Source organism: Sporosarcina cyprini (assembly GCF_022048975.1).
Taxonomy (GTDB): Bacteria; Bacillota; Bacilli; order Bacillales_A; family Planococcaceae; genus Sporosarcina; species Sporosarcina cyprini.
In genome coordinates this window covers 106,329-126,427 of sequence record NZ_JAKMHX010000025.1, presented here as the reverse complement: position 1 = coordinate 126,427, position 20,099 = coordinate 106,329, and the positions used below count along the sequence as shown (strand labels likewise).

The window sequence follows — 20,099 nt, the reverse complement described above, 5'->3', positions numbered from 1 at the left end:
AGAAGATTCTAATTATTTTTTATTAACTGTTGACTTTTTTATATTTTACTTGCATTTATAAATGTATTTCATCTCCAATTTTCTAATTAGTTTTTATTTTTATATTTTATTTAATCGTTTCGAATAAAAAAAGAACCTTACTTAGGTAAGATCCTTCTCTCATGTATAAAACTGATAGGAGGAAGGAGTCCTTCCTTCCAGTTGTTTAAACTTCATTGTAAAGTAGCTTTGGTTGGAGTAGCCTGTCAAAACTGAGATCTCTTCCAAGGACAGATCAGTTTCCTTCAGTAAGCGTTTAGCTTCTCGAATTCTAACTTGATGCAGTACATCCCTGAATAATTCACCCGATTCCGCGGAAAACCGCCGGCTAAGCGTACTTTTGTTAAGTCGTAGCGCATCTGCGCAAGCAGTTAAACTCCATTGTGCATTCCAATAATTCGCCTCAATTAAGGCCTGCACTCTTTCGACGAGTGACTGCTCCTGCGTTTGCGTCTGAATATCGCCTCCTCCAAATAAAAGAAGTTCGGTAATAAACGAGAGTAGCTCTTGTACAATTTCATGAATGACCGGTTTACGAATAATCTGTTGAAAAACTGCTTGATAGGAACTCTCCCACTCTTGCGTTTGAATGTTATATGATTTCATATAACGACGCACTTGGGCCAGAACACTTGTCAATCGGATCCGTACCATTTCTGGATCAGGATAAGGCTCTTCATATGTAAAAAACTCCTGTTCCACCCAGTGTCGAATCTCTTTCACGTCCCGCTTTTCCAACATTTCAATCCATTGTCTCTGCTCCAACGGGGTCAAAAAAGGATCCATCTCAGACCACTTGCGATGTTCACTGCTCGAAATAACAATATCGTAACCCTCAAAAAATATCTTTTCCTTCAATTGTTTTGTTTGAACATACGTCTCTTTCAGAGAATAAAAGGAAGAAGTATCATTAATAACAATAGCCAACGATTCACCAGTTCCCTCTTTCCACCAAGCAAGAAATGCATGATACTCCTCCTGAAACAACGCAGCTTCTTTTGTATACTGAATACACAACACACAATCCGATAGCGCGAATAATTGTTGTTCCGTTGTAAAAGGAAACTGATGCAGTTCTTGATATAATCGCGGCAATGCAGACAGATTGGGCGTCATAATCGCAATCATCGTAAACGGCGGGGTAGTTTTACGCCCTGACAAAAATAGATCAGGATAGTCGATTCTCATTGGATGATCTTCATGTCGCGAATCTGTTATCCCCCGTTCTTGCTCGCTTCTAATTTGAAAGCGAATCTGTTGAATTTGTTTAATCAAATCGACAGGAGAAAAAGGACGAAACAAGACATCTTCTGCCCGATACCGAAGACCGCGGTACGCTGTTTGAAAGATACGTTCAGATGAAATGCCCAACCAGCGGACACTACTTTGTTTCAATAATTCACCAAACCTTTCATCGTGTTGCATCCAGGCGTCCATATCAAGTAGAAGCAGATCCGGCTCCCCTTTTTTAGCCGCTTTAAAAAACTCCTCGATGGAATCCCATTTTGATAATTCAATACCGGTCATCTGAGATTCAACAAGCCAACGAATCCCCTCGGCCTCCAAGTTATCCTTAGCCAACAAATATATTTTCAAGGCAGTAACCTCCCCTTAGCCAAAATTCAACCCATTCCGAAACTTTTTTTTAGTTTAGCATGAATATATCTACATGTCGTGTAGCTATAGGGCGCTCACGTTCTCCTATAGAAGTTTCAAAATTTCTTTTGGGGACAGAATGGACTGTATACTGCCACATAAACCTAAGGAAAGAAGATCAACATCCCTGTTCCCAGCACAATTGTTTTACTCGTATATATTTTAATGTTAAAATACCCCTTACGTATTATACAGAGGAGTAGTGAATCCATGCAGCTGAACAAGAAAACGATCATCTCGAATACAGTGCTATTTGCTTTCATTATCGGTTTCATCATGGCATTTGGCGCACTTTTCGGGGACGCCAATATTCTCATCGGTGTGTCGACAGTGACGGCAATGCTTATGTTGTTAGAACGTGATTTGACGAGTCATCCATTTGCGAACACGATGACGTTCGTCCTGCTGAACCTGTTTATCGGCGTGGCCGCTTTTCTTGCGGGATTCAACGTTTGGCTTGCCGTGCCCATCAACTTCCTGGTCATGTTCGTCATCAGCTATTCGTTGTTATTCAACTTGAAAAATCCACTCTACTTGCCGTTCTCGCTCCAGTATTTATTCCTGCTGTCGGTACCTGTAGAAATCGATCAACTGCCTTTGCGTCTCGCTTCCCTGCTTGTCGGGGCATTGGCGATCATGGGCTTGCAGTTGGTGGTCAATAAAAACAAGATTACGAAGAGCGGGGACAAGAAGATTCAGGCCATCTGCTCGGGTTTGATTGAAAAAACAAAGCTCCTGCAGAACGGCGCGCCGCATGATGCGCTGGATGAACAAATTGCTGCGGATATTAGCGGGCTGCGCAGCATCATTTACGACAAACGGGAAGAAAACTACTACCTGACAGAAGAAGGACGGCTGAAGCTGAACGTATCTGCCTCACTTGAAAAGATCAATCTGTTCCTCAATGAAGTTTCGAAGGAAGAGGAACATCTGCCGATCCTCGGGGATGTCATCGATTGTTTGACTGCCGTTTCGGAAAGCCTGGAGAAAAACGGTTCAACAAACGGTTTGGAAGAAGCTTCGAATAGCATCCTAGCGAAATATACGGATGCTCAGGTCGACTCTCTGCTCGTTTTGCGCATGCTCCATACGGTCGATTATTTGCTGGCCAACTTGGCCGATCTTAAGGGACTTGGCAAAAAAGATGCGAACGTTATCAAGAAACTGGAACGCATCCCGAACAAGTTCCGCAAACTGCGGATGAGTGAAAAGCCAAGCCATACGAACTCCATTAAACTGTCTTATGCCGTCCGGATGGCAGTTGCCATTAGTTTGAGCGGATGGATCGTCGACTTCTTCGACATCCATGAAGGCCGGTGGATGATGTTTACCGTACTGTCGGTCATCATCCCGCTTTACGAACAGTCAACGAAAAAAATGCGGGACCGTCTCTTTGCTACTGCAGCCGGCGCTATTCTTGTGGCAGGCTTGTTTCTCATTTTCCAAGGAAGCACTGCACGAACAATCTTGCTCATGACTGCCGGGTATTTGATGAGCTACGTGAAAGTGTATCGGTACAGCACAATACTCGTGACGTTTTCCGCAATCGGGGCGGCAGCACTCCTGACCGATGCAACGGAAATTCTGACACTGAGCCGAATTGCTCTCGTCGCCGGTGGCGTCCTGCTCGCATTGCTTATTAATAAATTCATCCTTCCGTATAAACTGGAAGATGCGAACCGTGATTTAAAAGCGATGCATGCGGATACGATCCGAGAAATGCTAGTGGAAACACGCAGGAAAGCGGAAGGAAAAGATCGAGACCATGCCATGAAGAACCTTGTGCTCATTGCCAATATGATCGAGGACCGTCTGAAGCTCAACAACCAGGGGAACGTGAGTGAAGAGGGAATTGCGTGGTTAACCCGCCAAAGACGTGCAGCCTCCACAATTTACGAGTTGTTCGGTTGGCTGGATAAACCCGGAATTCGGGAAAAGAATTCCGAGCGTGTCGTTTCCCAATTGGATTTATTACTGGACCGAACTCGCAATCGTGAGCAATTGACCGAGTCAGAGGCAAGCATGCGAGAACGCATTCCTCTTCTGTCGCATATGGGAGACAAGCTCGTTGCAAGTATGTTAATCGAAATTACGGAAGACCTCGTTTCACCTGCTGATTGAATTATGCAGAACATAGATAAAGACACTTGGCCTTTTTTCGGCCAAGTGTCTTTTTACTTGATTTTCTCCGCCAGCTCCAAAATAATGCCCTCGGGACCACGAACGTAGCATAACTTATAGCTTTGTTCATATTGCTCGATCTCACTAAAGATTTCCGTGCCCTTCTTTTGCAGCTTTTCGACAATGCCGTCAATATCCTCCACAGCAAAGCAAATATGTCGGAGGCCCAGCGTATTGACTAATGGTTGTTGCATCTTTTGTTCGTCCAACGGCGAATAAAATTTGACCAGCTCGATCCACGTCTGACCATCCGGCGTCCCCAAACCTACACACGCCGTTCTCACATCTGTCAGCCCAACAATCCGGTCCAACTGTTCCCCTTCCAATTCCCATTCCGCTTGCACTTCAAGCCCTAAATCAACAAAAAACGCTTTTGCTCCTGCCAGATCATTTACGTTTATGCTCACATGATCTATTCTATTGATTTTCAAATCGCATACCTCCTTGGAATGAAATACAAACGTCTTAATCAACTTGTAACTTTATTATAATAAAAAGCTTTCCGGATGGCCGAACATATCCGGTATCCGAAAAGCTTTTCATTTTTTCTAACTGAACTTAGTATGCACTCCAGCCTGCATCTGCAGCCAGTGCCACACCGTTAATATAAGCCGATTCATCGGATGCGAGGAACAAAGCAATGTTGGCAATGTCCTGAACTTGTCCAGACTTCGGCAGCAATTTAATGCCGCGAATTGCGACTTCCATGCCAAACGGATCAACGTTCGTCATGGTCTGCGCAAATCCCGTATCAATATTCGCTGGAGCGATCGCGTTGCAGCGGATGTTTTGCGGTCCGTACTGAGATGCCACGTTTTTCGTCATCCCGACAACCGCATGCTTCGCAGCTGTATAGGCAAGGCCGCCGCGACCGCCTGTCAAACCGGAAATCGAAGCCATATTCAAAATCGTGCCGCCCCCGTTTTCAATGAAATGAGGGATAATGCTGCGAAGTCCGTGCATGACACCATTCACATTAATGTCCATTACACGATTCCATGTCGCATCCTCAACATTCGCAGCCGCCTGCATGTTGTCGCCAACACCCGCGTTATTGACGAGAATATCGGCTTTGCCAAACGTTTCAATCGTCTCCTGCACCATGCGTTCCACGTCTTCCCGCTTCGCTACGTTCACCGCAACGCCATGCACCCCAAACCCGCTTTCCTTAAATTCTTCCACCGTCTGCTTCATCGCTTCTTCATTGAAATCAGCAATGACGACTTTCGCGCCCTCTTTCGCAAACGCTTTGGCAATCTCTTTCCCGATGCCTGCTGCACTTCCCGTAATGATAGCCACTTTGTCCTGTAAACGCTCCATTATGATCACCTGTCCTTTTGATGTACTACTTCTTTCATTATATCAAAAAGGTTTAACGTTTAAATATTTTAAGATTGGAATTCAAGTAATGTTCACTGGTGATACGTCGATTTGACGTCAGATGCTATTTAATAGATTAAGGAAGTAAAAAGCCAGATACTTGATGTAATCACTTTGGCAGAGAATAACCAAATTCTTTTGAAACGAAAACAGTCCGTTGCGGGTCTAACTGGTGTCCGGACGAAAGGAGTGGCCTCATGAAGTATGAAAAACTACTGAAGAAAGCCCAGACAGGCAATGAAGAGGCTTTCTTGAAACTGATTGAAGTGGAAAAGGAAAAATTATATCGTATGGCATTCATTTACGTACGAAATGAAACAGATGCTCTCGATATCGTGCAAGAGACGATTTATAAAGCTTACCGGGGAATCGTGAGTGTAAAGGAATCGGCCTATTTTTCAACATGGCTAACAAGAATTCTAATTAATAGCGCACTCGATTTCATTCAAAAAACCAGCAAGATAGTACCAATCGAGAAGGACACGCTGGAAAGGATCGAAGCCGTAACTTCCACGTCTCGGGAAGATGCACTCGATTTACAAGAAGCCATTGGGCAACTGGAGGAAAAATACAAGACGGTCATCTTACTGAGATTCTATCAGGATTTAACTGTCCCGCAAATCGCGAATGTGCTGGATTATCCAGAAGGCACGGTAAAGACAAATCTACATCGCGCCATTAACCAATTGAGAATGACATATAAGGAGGTTTGCAGCAATGAATGAACCAAGACACGAGGTCAAACAGGCAATTGAGAAAATCGAGGTGCCGGAAGGGAAATTAGATCAGGCCATCCTAAAAGGAATCGGCAAAGCGAAAGACCAACAGAAGAGACCATCTAGGAAGATTTATCCCTTCTTTATCGCCGCAACTGCTGCTGTTTTCCTGACAGCCGGTTCAGCATTCGTCTCCCCCGCCATGGCGAGGATGCTGTCGTCGGTACCTGTCTTCGATTCCATTTTCGAGTTCGCTGGTGATTTAGGATTAGTCATCGCCAGTGAACGAGGGCTTTCCCAAGGCATCGGTCAAACCGTCACGGATCAAGGGATCAGCCTGACAATCGAGGATGTCTATTATGACGGAACTCGACTGTCCCTAAGTTACCTTCAAGAAGGTATCGATGAGAAGGGCCGAATTGACCAGCTAGGGGAATTGCAATTATTCGTAGACGGCAAGGAAATCAATTTTGGCGACAGCAGGACAGGAAAGCAACTAGGCGACACACAATATGCCGGGGTTATCAACATCCACTCGGTGGAAAGCCTGCCAGATTCATTTGAACTGAAGATAGGGGCACGGCATATAAGCGACGTGTCAGGCTCATGGAATTTCACAATACCTGTGAAGAAAGCAAAGGAAGCTGTGAAGACTATTTCGTCTGGAGAAACCGTAACGTACGAGGACCAGATCATTACTGTAAAGGATGTGAAGATTGGTCCCGCAGGCACGAAGCTGTCATTGTCTATCTCTGCCCCGGATGCTTCTTCTTTTATGATGGTCGATGATCACCTTATACAGTTCAACTTACTCGATGAACAGGGAAATGCACTCACATTACTCGACGCTTATGGTACAGGGGATGACTTGAAGGATGGCAGACATATAATTGAGATGGAATTCCGCTATGAACCGCTATCTGATGACGTCAAAGCATTGACAGTCAGTCCGTACCTCATGCCTGTTAATACAGGGGCCCCTGTGAAAATTGAACAAGAACTACTACCGGATCATCTGCCGCTCACAGTCGATCAAGGAGAGATGGGCTCGATCATCGTGCATTCCATCCGGCATGGGGACGACCGGATGGTGCTGACATTTGAATCCGACAGCGAATTCCCGTTTGATGGGTATTTCCAGTACAACACACTTTGGCTGGAAGACGAGGCTGGCAACAATTTAACTTCATCCAAGAAGGCCCTTCCAGAGCGCATCCGTCCAAATATTTATGAACAAGAGTTCAAGAAAGCTGATGGTCCACTGACGCTTGTTACGTTCGAAATGCATGAACTGAAGATGCTGAAGGAGTACGAGGTTTCGATTCCACTTCGATGAGAGTAAGAGCAACTGATGGAGCCTAGTATAAACGAAAAGCCAATCCGCTAAGTGTAACGGGTTCGGTTGACGGGGAGAAACGTGCAATTAGCAATTCAAATAACAAGTTAATCAGCAGCTATTTCAACAGCGAAATAGCTAGATACAAAACAAGTAAAAACGCTCAGGAATGAGCGTTTTTTTGGTAATATATTTTAATATCCTTATTCAGCTAAAGCACCAGTAAGTTTAAGTACATTCCTTCACAAACTTTGCCCTTTATTTCATTGTTAACTGCAGTGTGTTCATTTTAAAACTGTCTCGGCTGGGGTAAATGCTTCCCATGGATTATATTTCGTTGTTATTGATGAAATAAACCAATACTCTTTAGATGGTTCTAAATTCTTTTCCACGATTATAATCTTCTCCCCACCACCAAAATCTCCATATGACGCCCATAAATCATATTTCACGGTATACCGCATTTTGGATTCACTAAGCTTTTCTACTTTTGTAAAACGAAAGTTCCTAACCGAAGGGCTTGACTGACCTGTTATCCAGTGAGTTTCCTCAAATTTACTCCTTGATTGTTTTCGAAGCGCAGGGGACAACATCGCATATTGAACAGAACCACTTCGATTATTTACGCCTAATATCCACAATTCTACGGCTTGTTTTGGTTCGCCTACCATCAAACCATATAGAAAAGACATTAATTGGCTTTCTAAAGGAGTGAGTTGTTTACCTTCAATAATTTTTTCCTCAAAGGAAGGAGAAGTATCGTTCACTTTTGCATTTACTGTTCCATAGTACAGCCCACAAATTAGTATACAAAATAAAAAAAACAATAGAAGAGTTTTATCTTTATGCAATTTCATCACCCTAAATTATATTTAGGTTTAGTTTGTCCTCTTCATATACAATCATTCCTTCTTCAACGAACCTGCTCCGTTAGTTGAAGAGCGCCATTTCACAATCGTCAATTTATTTTAACATAGATTTCTATTCTCCCTTCCATATTTTTCTTTTCGATATCCAATTAGCAAGTGTTTTAACAATGGAATTAACAAGGGGGCATAAATTTATGTGCTGCTGCTAATACCTGTGCCAATTGTGGTACCAATTCATCAATAGCAAGCATCTAAATGTTGATGGAAATACAAAAACAGGGACATCAATTCATATGCGAATTGTGTCCCCAAATGCAGTGTTTTTTATTATTTTCTCCCAATCAACCCACCCGTTACGCTAAGTAGATTGGCTTTTTCTCTTAGTTCTTTTGATTAGGGTCAAGATCTTGCGAAGGATGCATTCACTTAATGATTTCCTCAACTTCTGTATCAGAGACTCTTTATGAAAATCCTCGTTACAAGAAAAGTGCCATGGAAAGACTGTCATAATACCGTTCTCCATCAAACGATTCCTGACGAAAAATCCCTTCCTGCTGAAAACCGAGTTTTTCATACAGTGCGATCGCACGGTCATTGTCCGCGCGCGTGACGAGGGTGATTTTCTTCGTCAGACCATTTCCTTTTGACCAATCAATCAAAGCGTTCATCAGCTGGCGGCCCAGTCCGTTGCCACAATGCGATAGGCGGATGACAATACCGAGGACCCCCACATGCTTGAATCGAAATTTTGGGCTGGAATGGATGGTGCCGATACCTATAATCCGTTCCCCCTCCATCATGAGGAGCATGCAACTGCCGCTAGAGTTGGCCATTCCTTCAATCGAACGAACGACCTCATCAGCAGTTTGAGGATATTCCCCCTGTCCGAAAGACAAATAATCCGTTTCCCCTCCGACTTCATTATAAAACTCAACAATGTCTGCTCCGTCCTCAGGTCGAGCATGGCGGATCGCTAATTCTTCGATGCGTTTTGTCATAAGTGGTTCCTTCTTTCGTATCATTTCATTCTTTCTATTCTCCCCATTCAGCTATCGTAGCATCCCACTCGAAAAAATTCACCCCGTGCTTTTACTTCGTCTTTATTTCTTCGACTCGTCCCGCGTACCAGGAGTAAAATCGGCCGGCTTCCTGAAGAGACACATCTTCCAGCATCTCATGCCGAACGGGTTTGGCTCGGTTAACGATGCCGATTGTCGCAAGACCTGTCCATTGCTGCAGTTTGCTTCGATTCACCTTGACCTCAACAATCTTATCTCTTCGCGAGAGATAGATGGCTTTTTCAAGTACGCCTTCACTGATTTGAATAAACCCATTCGTCATTGCATAGGTGGTGTTAACATAATTTACAATCCGAATAAGTACCGCTGCTGCAAGCAATAGTAACGAAGATATCCACCAGGCAGCATGCCATCCGAATGGCTCGGGCCGAAAATACACAAGAACCGCCGTTACGATGAGCCAAAACCAATAAGGCTTAGCCAGACGAACTAACAGGGATTTCGACGGAAGGCGTTTCGTTTCTCGCAGCACTTTATAGCCGGGCAACATTTCTTCAATCATCGAATAGGCTCGTTCCATAGGAAGGAATGGATACAGCGTGCTGATCTCCTGCTCTTCCTCTCCGAGCCCGCCTGCACTGATCAGCTTGACCTCAGCGAGTCCGAGCACACGCTTGATCAGCGATTGCGTTATCTCAATTGCCTGTACGCGCGTTTTTAAGATGGTGAATTCAGTTTCATCAATCATGCCTTTCCGGATCATAATTCGCTTTTCATCGGAGGCGATCTCATATTTCCCGTATTTGATATACGTCCAAACAAACCCCGCCAGCATCGAAACGGCCATTAGGATAATCGCAATGCCGGCAATAAGCCATCCGGAAGTCAGTACGGAAAGAACCCATCCCTCCACCTTATCCTCCAAATCAAATATTGTATCTAGTTTCGAAAATATAGAAGCCGCCAATGCGATAAGCACTAAAAAATTGAATGACGTAAACGTGGCTTTTATGATATCGCGATGGGTCGAGGAGAAATGAATCGTGCGCATCTCAACTTCTGGTAGTTCGCTCTCCGTTGTCATTTCCTCATGCTGTACTTTCACAAGTGATTCCAGCCGGTCTGCCTCCTGCTTTGTGACCATCTTGAACTCCACATTGGAATCGGATGCATCTGCAGCTGTTTCAAAGGTCATTGACGTCATTCGAAAGAGTTTATGAATAAAGGAAGTACGGCGCTGTACATTTTGTACTTTATCAAAATAGACCGTTCGCTCAGTTTTAGTAAAGAGACCCGATTTTAAATGAAAAGCCTGATGATCCACTGCATAACGGTTCGTCAGCCATTTGAAACCGAGGCTCACTACCGTCAGCACAACGATGACCGCAAAGAGACGCCGTCCCCAAACGAATAGAAAAGACTTTGATCCATAGTTCACGACAAAAAGAACAATTGCAACAATGGCCATGTTTTTCACAAACGTAAACAAGTCATAAACGAGAGTGAGCGGATGATAACGCTTCATGTTCATCCTTCATCCACCTCACGGATCTTGGCAAAATAAGCAATTTGATTCCGCAAATCCAGCGCAATCTGTTTCGGCAAACCCTCAATGCCGTGGGTAGATCCCATCGTTTGGATAGCAACCGAATACAAGTTATATCTTCTCAATATCGGTCCTTGATTAGTGGAAACCGCTTGGATCTTCGTCATCGGGACCAACTCATGATGCTCATGAAACGCCCCCGTCTTAATCTGCAAAAAATCTTCATTGATCTCATAACGTGTATTTCGGTAAATAAAATACGGCCGCAAGCCAATTCCCCAAATGGCGGAAAGGCCAATAACAATCGCAGCAATCCACAGCACCCAGGAAGACCAGCTGCCCCAGGTAAAATGCCGGGACAACAGGTAAAAAGCTACTAAAAACGCCACTTTTATGAGCTGGCTGATGATGGAACTGTACCGCAATACTTTGATTACTTCCTTCGCCAATTGTTTGGACGGCTCTTGAATGTAAGTGTACATTTCGCCCCCTCCTTTCAGGTTTTCAGGTTTATGTAGGATAGTATTATGGCGTATTGTTAGAAGAGTTGGTGGTAAAATCCCGAGGCGGTGGTAAACTCCTCTAGGTCGGTGGTTAGCCCCCCTAGGTCGGTGGTAAACTTCTCTAGGGCGGTGGTAAGCCCCCCTAGGTCGGTGGTAAACTCCTCTAGGTCGGTGGTAAACATCCGAGAAACGGTGGTAACCCCCTAAAAGTCGGTTGTAACCGCCCGAGAGGCAGTCGCAACCAACCCATAAAACTAACATAATCTCTCCTCAAGTCCACTTCATTTGGGAAAGCGATAAAAAAATAAAGACATCTCTCTTTCTAATAGAATGGCGTCCAGTCTATTACCAAAAGTTTGATGTCGTCATTATGATAGCTAATGAAATACCATTTGTCCATTCGTTGGCAGGAGGCCTTCATGTTTAGAAGTCTTTGCAAGATAGTTCAGTTTCTCCATTACCATTCTCCCCTATCATCCTGCCTCCCACTTGACCTAATAGTTTCCCCCGCTGCAATTGGCTAACTTTTATTTCAATGAATTATCCCTACAAGCCAGTGAGAGATGTAATAATTAAAACAGACTATCAAACAAACTAACAATAATTGTTTGCAATGTGAATTTATTCATGATAACTTGTGGATGAGTTGGATTTTAATAAACCTACTCAAAGGAGCTATTACCATGATTATTCAATACATTCGTTATAGATAATTACAGGCATAGATTATTTTTTTGATCCGATTTATTTTTTTAAAAAAATATAATGAGGGTTTATTTGTCTATGCCTTTTTCATTTATCAAAAAATGAATGAGGTGGCTTCTTTGAATAAAAGAATGAAAAGCGCTAGGTATGTGAGTAATTTCGAATCCATTTTCAAGTGTCCTATTTGCAGTTCATCCATGAAGGTTAGTGAGTTAACAAGTTTAATCTGCTCCCGTAACCATACATTTGATTTTACTAAGCAAGGATATATTAACTTAACTGCTCACCCTGTAAAAACGAAATACAGCAAAGAGCTTTTTGAAGCAAGAAGAAAAGTTATTGTGGAGGACGGTTTTTTCAAACCACTAAGCCAAACAATTACTGATACCATAAATAAGCATACGATCGGTAAAGAAACAATTACCCTCATTGATATGGGATGTGGAGAGGGTTCACACCTAGACCAAATTAGCGATGCTTTACGTTCAGATCATCTCAAAAGAGTTATGGGAGTAGGTATTGATCTTTCTAAAGAAGGTGTTTTGGTAGCCGCAAAACACTACAGCGAGAAGATTTGGGCTGTAGCCGACCTTGCCAATCCACCATTTAAGGATAAGCAATTTGATGTGATCCTGAATATCTTGTCTCCTTCAAATTATGAGGAATTCGAAAGACTATCAAAAGCTGACTGCTTAGTAGTTAAAGTGGTTCCTCAGAGTGGCTACCTTAAAGAAGTAAGAGAAGTAATATTCGATGAACCTGAAAAACAATCTTATTCTAATGCTGAGACTGTTGAACGCTTTTACAGGAACTTTCAATTAGTAGAGCGTTCTAGAGTATGTTATACCGTGGAACTTGATAATCCAGCCATTCAAACGCTGGTTCACATGACGCCTTTATCCTGGGCAACCTCGGAAGAACAAATGAATACTTTTTTACAAATGGAATCAGCCAAAATAACCGTCGATTTGGAAATCTTAGTCGGTAAGAAATGATTGAGTAAGAATAAGAAGTTTGGAATAGAATGCAAGTATGTCGTGAGCAAAACATCACATTCTAAACAATAAATACCATAGTTTACTTCTATACTTTAATTTACTCCTATGGGATGATAAAGGAAAAAAAGGAGTGGTGAAGATGGCAGACCTTACAGCCATGATGGCATGGACGTTCACAGAGGAAGTGCCCGTGCCGAATGAAATTACGGAACTATTAATTGAAGGGGAAACGGCAGAAGTCGCCTATAAAACAATTCGCGATGTTGCAGTCGTGACGAACAAACGATTTATTATCGCGGACAAGCAAGGACTGACGGGCAAGAAGGTGGAAATCTACACAATTCCGTTCAGCTCGATCCATATGTATTCGACAGAGAATGCTGGGAAGCTCGACATGAATGCAGAAATAGAATTGTGGACGAAGGCTGGAAAGCTGAAGTTGAACTTGAATCGAAAAGTGGATGTTCGGAAGCTGGACCGGATTATTGCTGAGGCGATCTTGTAAGGGTGTTGGTTATATGGTGAATGAACCATGAACGCTATAGCCGTTGCCCATTAGTTGTATGAATAAAGCAGGCACATACATGCCTGCTTTTTTGCTTACATATCTGAGTTAATTGTGTAGATGGGTAATACAGAAATATTAATCAGGCCGTTCATATCCTTAACTGTAATCTTCATTCCGGTCGTGATACCCGATATCGCATCGCCGGGCTGGCCGTCCATCCAGTATACACCTTTCTCAAATTCCACTTCGACCGTTCCAACTTTCTTCGCCTTCACTCGGAATATATTTGTGCCTGGATCTCTTACAATCTCTGCGATCTCATTTGCGTTATTCGTTACAATTTTATGCTTTCCAATATTTTGGGCCGCTTCCTTGTCATAGTAGTCATTATGATCAAACAGTGATTCCGTATCAAATACATAGGAAGTCTGCTCTCTCAATGTGTCGATATCATAATGGAAGTAGTTTTCCTTCGGTTCTTTCGCTTCGATGGCGTATTGCACTTCTTTTCCTCCGGTAAAACGGGCCTTGGCGATATAGCTACCCGGTTTATCAATGGTCATGCATACATTTTGCGTTCTCTCGCATTGCTTAAACGGGGCAGTTGCATTTAGCAATGTTCCATCTAGTGTTGTAAGACTGATCGTTTCGATCTTTTCGCCAGCATACACTGCAAGGGATGCTTCGGTCGGCAAATAGTCATTCGTCTCTTCCAGGGTAAGTGTCAATTCACCGTTCATTTTTTTGACATGCACGTAGTACTTCTTATAGACATAATCCTTATTAGCGATAGGCGGATTTCCCATGTGCCCGCCTAAGTTAAGTGTTTCTGTCCCTTCCTTTAGCGGAATTAGCTGCAGCCGATCAGAAACACCTGCTTGGCCATGCACAACAATCGCTTCGTACAGATTCTGCTCCGATTTCCATATGACTGAAGTGATTCCGTCCATTCCAAACTCTTTCGCATCAAGCGATACCATTGACGGTTTCAATTCTTCTGTCCCTTTCATCATCTTCGATGCCTGTCCTCTCGTTACGGGGGCGTTGATGCTGAACCGGTCAGGAGATGTGCCACCCGCAATGCCCAGTCGGTAGAGGATAAGAACACTAGAGCCGTGCGACTCGTACTCTACGACATCCTTAAATGGATTTTTCATGTCATAGAAAGAATAACGGGGCAAATCGAAGGCTTTGACAAGAATCGATGCTAGCTGTCCCCGTTTGATCGGATCATTCGGTCCGTAACGTCCATCTGCATAGCCGCCGATAATATTTGCCTCAGCCAGCGCGGCAATCGCTTTGTAGTAGCCATTCGATTCTGTGACATCCTTAAAATTCGGATTCTTGACGTTCGCAAGATCCATATTCGTTAATTTCGCAATGATGGCGGCTGCCTGTCCCCGCGTAATGGGATTACCCGGCTTAAAAGTGCCGTCTGGATATCCTCCAATAATATTCCGTTCAGCTAATTCATTCACAGCTTGCGCAAAATATTTTGTGTCCGGTACGTCAGAGAATCGCTGTTTGGCTGCTGCGTTGCCGGTTACAGGCAAACTGCACAGAAGCAAAATGGCACTAAATGCGATAAGTAGTTTCTTCTTCAAGTGTTGCCACCCTCTCTTTTTATATGTCACTCTCTTTCAAGCAACGTACAGACGAGAGATTTCAGGAAAAGTTTCAAATGTATAATAAAAAATTACCTGGTCGGACACTTAGTAAATTTCAACGCACTATTTACTAATCACCTTTGTCTCCATATTCTTTTAATCAACCCTATCCACCTGCCCCATCTTAGCATTCCACCTCTCTTGGAATTCTGTCATTTTCTTCTCCACCGCCTCTTTGCTTGGAACATGCTGCAGAATCTCTTCTTGGGTGTACATTTTTCCACCTTTCATGATGCGATGGATACTTTTCGTATGCTGGATCGCTTCTAGCGGATTTTCATTCAACACGAGCAAATCGGCAATGTACCATTCTTTGATTGCTCCAATGTTTTCGAGTTTGACGGAACGGGCCGCATGGATTGTCGCTGACTGGAGTGCTTCCATTTCAGTCATCCCGATCTCATGGAACAGTTCCAACTCTCGATGTAGCGCCATGCCAGGGAAAGTGTAGAGGAGCGCGGGCGTATCAGTCCCCGCAACAACCGTGCCCCCAAGGTCAAAATAGGTTCTTGCGACCATCTTCGTGAATGTATGCTGTTGGCCAAGCTGCTGCTTCATTAACTCTGCGTGCTCCTCCATCGTGCTCCAATGGCTCATTAAAATATCATGTTCCTCAAGTGAATTGGTTACCACATTATGCGGATGCCAGATGTCTGGATACTGATTCGTCTGATCGATCAGGACAAGTGTTGGACAGAGCTTCACATTGTATTGGAGCATCTGTTCACACAAATCTCTAATCTTCTCTTCGTCAGGCTGTTCCCAATCGATATGGCTCCATTCCCCTTGGTCGGCAGATGGATACCACCCTGGATAGATCGCCTGCACAAATCCAGAAGCATGTTCGAACCATGTTACACCCAGCTTCGCAGCATCCAACGCGCTTACATTTTGGGAATGAATCAAGTCGCAGGCCACTTCTAAATCGAATTTTCTAGCCTCCTCCACAGTTGCCTGGATCACTTCTTTATTCGCCAAGCCATAGACTTTGATGAAATTCGCACCGACTGCAGCCTGTCTTCTCACTTCCTGTCTAGCTTTTTCAGGGTCTTCCGTGACCAGGTTCCCAAAGCTTGTCGGCCCCCAAAGGCCAGGCTCCCCGTCAATCATCCGATCAGCTGTAAAAACACGTGGAGTCGGCGCATCTAGCGGAGCATCCAGCAAATCCTCGATCATGAATACATTACTCGCCGGATTTCGTACCGTCGTCACACCGGATGCCAAGAAATGTAGTGCAAACCTTTCTTGGATATGACAATGCATATCGATTAGTCCCGGCATGAGATAGGTACCAGTTGCATCGATTGTTCGAATGCTTTCTGGCAAACTTTCACCCGCTCTGTATATCCGCTTGATCTTCGTCCCTTCAATTTCAATCGACCCAAGAAAAGATCCCCCATTTTCCACATCAATAATCGTACCGTTTTTTACAATGTAGTGGTTTGCTTCAGCCATTATAGCCGCCTCCTTCTGTATAATGGAATTATCTTAAGGTCATTGTATAGTGGATCTTTACAGGGATTTATTTAATTTTCATATAGTGGAATTGAGGGGGACAAATGCGATCATACGGGGAAACACTACGGCAAATCAGGGAACAAAAAGGCTTGACGATGAAGGTATTGGCAGAGGAGATTTGCTCGATCTCGTTCCTGTCTAAATTTGAACGGGGCGATTCTGATATAACCCTTGGGCTGTTTTCAAGGATATTGGAAAAATTGATGATGAGTTTTGATGAGTTTTTATTCGTACACAATGAATTCCAGCCAAGCCGGCTCGAACAGTTTTTCAAAGCGGTCAGCCTTGCATATAAGCAGAGCGATTCAGCGGGGTTACGAAAATTAAGAGAGCAGGAAATGAAACAGTGGAAGAAATCCGGCGTGGACAAGTATCGATATCATGTTTTGATGTTAGATGTGTATGAATGCATCATCGACAACAAAACGATGGGTGAGGAAGAAATACAAAAAGAGGACATTCAAAAGCTATCCGATTACTTCTTTGGCGTTGAAGTGTGGGGCCATTATGAGTTTTTGCTCTATAATGCGACGATGCTATTTCTGGAGCCAGAATTGGTGCTCCAGCTCTCTCATACCGCATACGAAAAAAGCATCCGGTACCAGGATTACCAAAAGGTGAATGAAATCATCGGCACCATCCTTATGAATACCATTATATATCTATTGGGACCTGTCCATCATTTCTCCAAAGAGATTCGATTTAAGGATGAATTGGCCGAGTTCTTTACCTATCTGAACAAGCTCGCACTCCCCGAAAACAAACTATTCGAGCGCGCGAACCTAATCCATCTGAAAGGCGCCTATGAATGGCGATTGGGAAATAAAGAAGAGGGACTTGTCACCATGCGCAAGGCCATTCAACTATTTACGGAATTAGGATCTGTTGGGCAAGCGAATCGTATTGAGAATTATATTGAGCAGATTTTGATTCGTAATTGAACAAGTACCAGGCACTAGAACAGTGCCTGGTATCGTAATAAGTAATTTCCAAGTTAAACAGAGGAAATCGCCTTATCTCTCTTTCTAACGCCAAGTTTCTTTGAGCCATACATACATGACAAAGCAGAAATGAATAAAACTACAAAAGGAATAATCGCAAGTAGGCACTTAAAGCAAATAGTAACCAACTGAGTATAAGTAACAAGCTAGATGCAAATACTTTCAGTGCCATTTTATTCATCCTCCCGAATCATTCAACTATTAGGACGTACATAATGAAAGTCAGTTTACTCATCTTTTGTTTAATGGCTCATAAACCGTCAACCGCCCGCTGAACCTGCCCGCGCAACATCTCAAACTCTTCGCTTCGGTACAACTGCTCCATAGCCAATTTCAACTCAGCCGCATCCTAGATATTCGCAACAGGTACCCTCAACAAAACAATCAGAGTGAATATGATTCCTTCTTATGTTTTTGACATCTCTTGACTTACAAATTACATTAAATAGAGTATATTGTTTTACTATTTAACATTTACATATAGGGCAGGACTACTTAAAAAGCTAAAAGAAGCAATACTCATATTCTTCATCGCTCAAACTTAAGGAGGTTTCTTATGCAAAAGCAAGATTGCTTGATGCTAATTTCTGTATATGAAGAAAAAAATCTTACCAAGGCTGCTGAAAAGCTGTTTACGTCTCAACCCGCTATTACGTATCGTTTACAAAAATTGGAAGAAGAGTATCAGATTAAACTTTACACGCGGGAAGGAAATAAGTTATTTTTCACTCCGGAAGGTGAATATTTAGTTGATTTCTCTAAAAAAATGCTTCTTGATTTAAATAAACTGGAAGAAAACTTAAAGACATTAAAAAAAGACGCCACCGGAACAATTCGGATTGGCGTCTCAAGCAACTTTGCATTATATAAATTACCAACTCTTATTAAACAATTTTTAGACCAATACGGATCCATCCAAGTAAATGTAACGACTGGATGGAGCTCAGAAATTATCCAATTGCTAAATAAGAATGAAATTCAAATTGGTATCATTACCGGTAATTACAATTGGTTTGATGAAAAGATTCTTCTAGCTGAGGATCCTTTAACAATCATCTCCAAAAACCCAATTATTCTAAAGGAAATTCCTTTTCTCCCTCTCATTTCTTACCAGCCCAATAAAAAGAAGGGGCCAGGAGAAAAAGCAACTAACCCACTTGCGCAAATGATTGAAAATTGGTGGCAAGAACAATTTTCTGCACCGCCATTAGTGCGGATGGAGTTAGATAAAGTAGAGACATGTAAAGAGATGGTAAACAAAAACTTGGGGTACTCCATCATTCCAAAATCTTGTCTTACAGAGCGAAATTCATTCTATACACATGATCTCATCAATGATAAAGGCAAGCCCCTTAACCGTAAAACATGGCTCATCTATCGAAAGTCCAATTTGGAACTTTTTACGGTAAGCAAATTTATCGACTTCATTCAAGCACAACAAAATGGTATTCATTCCTGATGTAATGGAAAATGGCATGCAACTAAGTGCCCTTCCTCTTTCTCTTCAAAATCTGGAACGACCAATTTACATTTCTCTTGCGCAAATGGGCACCGAGTGTGGAATTTACAACCGCTAGGGGGGTGCACAGGGCTTGGCATATCCCCCTCCAATAGCACTTCATCCTTATCTGTACTTCGCAAACGAGGATCGGAAATAGGCAGCGAAGCTAGTAATCCATTGGTATACGGATGCATTGGCTTTTTAAAAAGTGTTTCTTTTGTTGCCAGTTCCACCAAATTCCCTAAATACATGACACCGATCCGATCACTAACATGACGAAGAGCCGGCAAACCATGAGAGATAAAGATGAATGTTAAATCATATTTCTTTTGAAGTTCACCCAGCAAATTCAATATTTGTGCCTGAATAGATACGTCTAACGCTGAAACCGGTTCATCACAAATAATCAGTTTCGGTTTTAACGAAAGCGCGCGTGCGATCCCGATACGTTGCCGCTGTCCTCCACTGAACTCATGAGGATATCGGCGGGTATAAGATGGATCCAGCCCGACATCCACCATTAAACGATGAACTTCCTGTTCTAATTCCTTCTTCGAGAGCTTACGATGTGTGATTAATGGCTCCGCTATCAAGTCAAAAACACGCATTCTCGGATTCAAAGAAGAAAAGGGGTCTTGGAAAATCATTTGATAGTCTACACGATACTTTTTCAGATCCCGCTCTTTCATTTTTGAAATCTCTATTCCATTAAAATAGATTTCACCTTCAGTCGGTTGCAATAATCCCATGATTACATTCCCTAATGTAGACTTCCCGCAACCCGACTCACCTACAATTCCTAACGTTTCCCCTTTGTACACATGTAAATCCACACCATCAACCGCTTTTAAGTATTCCTTTTCCTTATTAAAGAGCTGTTGGTTTACGGGAAAGTGCTTTTTCAAGTTCTTTACGACAAGAATCTCTTCCGTTTGAACTGGTACACTGTTTACCAT

Annotated in this window: 17 protein-coding genes; 7 read left to right on the top strand and 10 right to left on the bottom strand. The window is 42.9% G+C overall.

Features of this window, described 5'->3' with window-relative positions:
* Nucleotides 1-159: 159 nt before the first annotated feature.
* On the bottom strand, nucleotides 160-1,635 hold the full coding sequence (locus L7D49_RS10835; RefSeq protein WP_238080857.1) for a response regulator transcription factor: 1,476 nt from the start codon (nucleotides 1,633-1,635) through the stop codon (nucleotides 160-162).
* A 270-nt stretch (nucleotides 1,636-1,905) separates the two neighbouring features.
* Between L7D49_RS10835 and L7D49_RS10830 the strand changes: the two genes are divergently transcribed.
* Complete coding sequence (locus tag L7D49_RS10830; RefSeq protein ID WP_238080856.1) at nucleotides 1,906-3,816, top strand: FUSC family protein; 1,911 nt, start codon at nucleotides 1,906-1,908, stop codon at nucleotides 3,814-3,816.
* Nucleotides 3,817-3,869: 53 nt separating this feature from the next.
* Here L7D49_RS10830 and L7D49_RS10825 read toward each other — a convergent pair whose 3' ends face one another.
* A complete protein-coding gene (locus L7D49_RS10825; RefSeq protein WP_238080855.1) occupies nucleotides 3,870-4,307 on the bottom strand; it encodes a VOC family protein in 438 nt (145 codons plus the stop codon).
* A gap of 127 nt (nucleotides 4,308-4,434) precedes the next feature.
* Complete coding sequence (locus L7D49_RS10820) at nucleotides 4,435-5,196, bottom strand: glucose 1-dehydrogenase (protein ID WP_238080854.1); 762 nt, start codon at nucleotides 5,194-5,196, stop codon at nucleotides 4,435-4,437.
* A 257-nt stretch (nucleotides 5,197-5,453) separates the two neighbouring features.
* Here L7D49_RS10820 and L7D49_RS10815 point away from each other — a divergent pair, with 257 nt between their 5' ends.
* Complete coding sequence (locus L7D49_RS10815; protein WP_238080853.1) at nucleotides 5,454-5,981, top strand: sigma-70 family RNA polymerase sigma factor; 528 nt, start codon at nucleotides 5,454-5,456, stop codon at nucleotides 5,979-5,981.
* Entirely contained in the window at nucleotides 5,974-7,308 is a 1,335-nt protein-coding gene (locus L7D49_RS10810) for a DUF4179 domain-containing protein (RefSeq protein WP_238080852.1), read from the top strand. The genes L7D49_RS10815 and L7D49_RS10810 overlap by 8 nt, the downstream gene beginning before the upstream one ends.
* Before the next feature lie 284 nt (nucleotides 7,309-7,592).
* Here L7D49_RS10810 and L7D49_RS10805 read toward each other — a convergent pair whose 3' ends face one another.
* The 4 genes from L7D49_RS10805 to L7D49_RS10790 all read right to left on the bottom strand — a co-directional run bounded on the left by L7D49_RS10805 (nucleotide 7,593) and on the right by L7D49_RS10790 (nucleotide 11,224).
* Nucleotides 7,593-8,165, bottom strand: a complete 573-nt coding sequence (locus tag L7D49_RS10805) for a hypothetical protein (protein WP_238080851.1) — start codon at nucleotides 8,163-8,165, stop codon at nucleotides 7,593-7,595.
* Between the two features lie 488 nt (nucleotides 8,166-8,653).
* Nucleotides 8,654-9,175, bottom strand: a complete 522-nt coding sequence (locus L7D49_RS10800) for a GNAT family N-acetyltransferase (protein ID WP_238080850.1) — start codon at nucleotides 9,173-9,175, stop codon at nucleotides 8,654-8,656.
* 91 nt (nucleotides 9,176-9,266) lie between these two features.
* On the bottom strand, nucleotides 9,267-10,727 hold the full coding sequence (locus tag L7D49_RS10795; protein ID WP_238080849.1) for a PH domain-containing protein: 1,461 nt from the start codon (nucleotides 10,725-10,727) through the stop codon (nucleotides 9,267-9,269).
* Complete coding sequence (locus L7D49_RS10790; protein ID WP_238080848.1) at nucleotides 10,724-11,224, bottom strand: PH domain-containing protein; 501 nt, start codon at nucleotides 11,222-11,224, stop codon at nucleotides 10,724-10,726. Before L7D49_RS10790 ends, L7D49_RS10795 begins: the two co-directional genes overlap by 4 nt.
* A gap of 836 nt (nucleotides 11,225-12,060) precedes the next feature.
* Here L7D49_RS10790 and L7D49_RS10785 point away from each other — a divergent pair.
* Both L7D49_RS10785 and L7D49_RS10780 read left to right on the top strand, forming a co-directional pair.
* The gene (locus tag L7D49_RS10785) at nucleotides 12,061-12,945 is read left to right on the top strand and encodes a putative RNA methyltransferase (RefSeq protein ID WP_238080919.1); all 885 of its coding nucleotides are present in this window, start codon (nucleotides 12,061-12,063) and stop codon (nucleotides 12,943-12,945) included.
* A 142-nt stretch (nucleotides 12,946-13,087) separates the two neighbouring features.
* The gene (locus L7D49_RS10780) at nucleotides 13,088-13,453 is read left to right on the top strand and encodes a PH domain-containing protein (protein ID WP_238080847.1); all 366 of its coding nucleotides are present in this window, start codon (nucleotides 13,088-13,090) and stop codon (nucleotides 13,451-13,453) included.
* A gap of 95 nt (nucleotides 13,454-13,548) precedes the next feature.
* On the opposite strand, the gene L7D49_RS10775 is transcribed toward L7D49_RS10780, so the two are convergent.
* Together L7D49_RS10775 and L7D49_RS10770 are read right to left on the bottom strand one after the other, a co-directional pair.
* Nucleotides 13,549-15,060, bottom strand: a complete 1,512-nt coding sequence (locus L7D49_RS10775) for an S-layer homology domain-containing protein (protein WP_238080846.1) — start codon at nucleotides 15,058-15,060, stop codon at nucleotides 13,549-13,551.
* 159 nt (nucleotides 15,061-15,219) lie between these two features.
* On the bottom strand, nucleotides 15,220-16,578 hold the full coding sequence (locus L7D49_RS10770; RefSeq protein ID WP_238080845.1) for an amidohydrolase family protein: 1,359 nt from the start codon (nucleotides 16,576-16,578) through the stop codon (nucleotides 15,220-15,222).
* A gap of 104 nt (nucleotides 16,579-16,682) precedes the next feature.
* On the opposite strand from L7D49_RS10770, the gene L7D49_RS10765 reads away from it, so the two are divergent.
* Both L7D49_RS10765 and L7D49_RS10760 read left to right on the top strand, forming a co-directional pair.
* Nucleotides 16,683-17,582 carry a helix-turn-helix domain-containing protein gene (locus L7D49_RS10765; protein WP_238080844.1) on the top strand — a complete coding sequence of 300 codons (900 nt, stop codon included), beginning with the start codon at nucleotides 16,683-16,685 and terminating at the stop codon, nucleotides 17,580-17,582.
* Nucleotides 17,583-18,198: 616 nt separating this feature from the next.
* Complete coding sequence (locus L7D49_RS10760) at nucleotides 18,199-19,101, top strand: LysR family transcriptional regulator (RefSeq protein ID WP_238080843.1); 903 nt, start codon at nucleotides 18,199-18,201, stop codon at nucleotides 19,099-19,101.
* Here L7D49_RS10760 and L7D49_RS10755 read toward each other — a convergent pair.
* Complete coding sequence (locus tag L7D49_RS10755) at nucleotides 19,092-20,099, bottom strand: ABC transporter ATP-binding protein (protein ID WP_238080842.1); 1,008 nt, start codon at nucleotides 20,097-20,099, stop codon at nucleotides 19,092-19,094. The two genes, L7D49_RS10760 and L7D49_RS10755, sit on opposite strands and share 10 nt — an antisense overlap.

What these genes read in the sequence shown, in the direction of transcription:
- L7D49_RS10830 (WP_238080856.1), top strand. Translation starts at nt 1,906, where the DNA reads ATGCAGCTGAACAAGAAAACGATCATCTCGAATACAGTGCTATTTGCT.
- L7D49_RS10820 (WP_238080854.1), bottom strand. Translation starts at nt 5,196, where the DNA reads ATGGAGCGTTTACAGGACAAAGTGGCTATCATTACGGGAAGTGCAGCA.
- L7D49_RS10815 (WP_238080853.1), top strand. Translation starts at nt 5,454, where the DNA reads ATGAAGTATGAAAAACTACTGAAGAAAGCCCAGACAGGCAATGAAGAG.
- L7D49_RS10810 (WP_238080852.1), top strand. Translation starts at nt 5,974, where the DNA reads ATGAATGAACCAAGACACGAGGTCAAACAGGCAATTGAGAAAATCGAG.
- L7D49_RS10805 (WP_238080851.1), bottom strand. Translation starts at nt 8,165, where the DNA reads ATGAAATTGCATAAAGATAAAACTCTTCTATTGTTTTTTTTATTTTGT.
- L7D49_RS10800 (WP_238080850.1), bottom strand. Translation starts at nt 9,175, where the DNA reads ATGACAAAACGCATCGAAGAATTAGCGATCCGCCATGCTCGACCTGAG.
- L7D49_RS10795 (WP_238080849.1), bottom strand. Translation starts at nt 10,727, where the DNA reads ATGAACATGAAGCGTTATCATCCGCTCACTCTCGTTTATGACTTGTTT.
- L7D49_RS10790 (WP_238080848.1), bottom strand. Translation starts at nt 11,224, where the DNA reads ATGTACACTTACATTCAAGAGCCGTCCAAACAATTGGCGAAGGAAGTA.
- L7D49_RS10780 (WP_238080847.1), top strand. Translation starts at nt 13,088, where the DNA reads ATGGCAGACCTTACAGCCATGATGGCATGGACGTTCACAGAGGAAGTG.
- L7D49_RS10770 (WP_238080845.1), bottom strand. Translation starts at nt 16,578, where the DNA reads ATGGCTGAAGCAAACCACTACATTGTAAAAAACGGTACGATTATTGAT.
- L7D49_RS10765 (WP_238080844.1), top strand. Translation starts at nt 16,683, where the DNA reads ATGCGATCATACGGGGAAACACTACGGCAAATCAGGGAACAAAAAGGC.
- L7D49_RS10760 (WP_238080843.1), top strand. Translation starts at nt 18,199, where the DNA reads ATGCAAAAGCAAGATTGCTTGATGCTAATTTCTGTATATGAAGAAAAA.
- L7D49_RS10755 (WP_238080842.1), bottom strand. Translation starts at nt 20,099, where the DNA reads ATGGTAAACAGTGTACCAGTTCAAACGGAAGAGATTCTTGTCGTAAAG.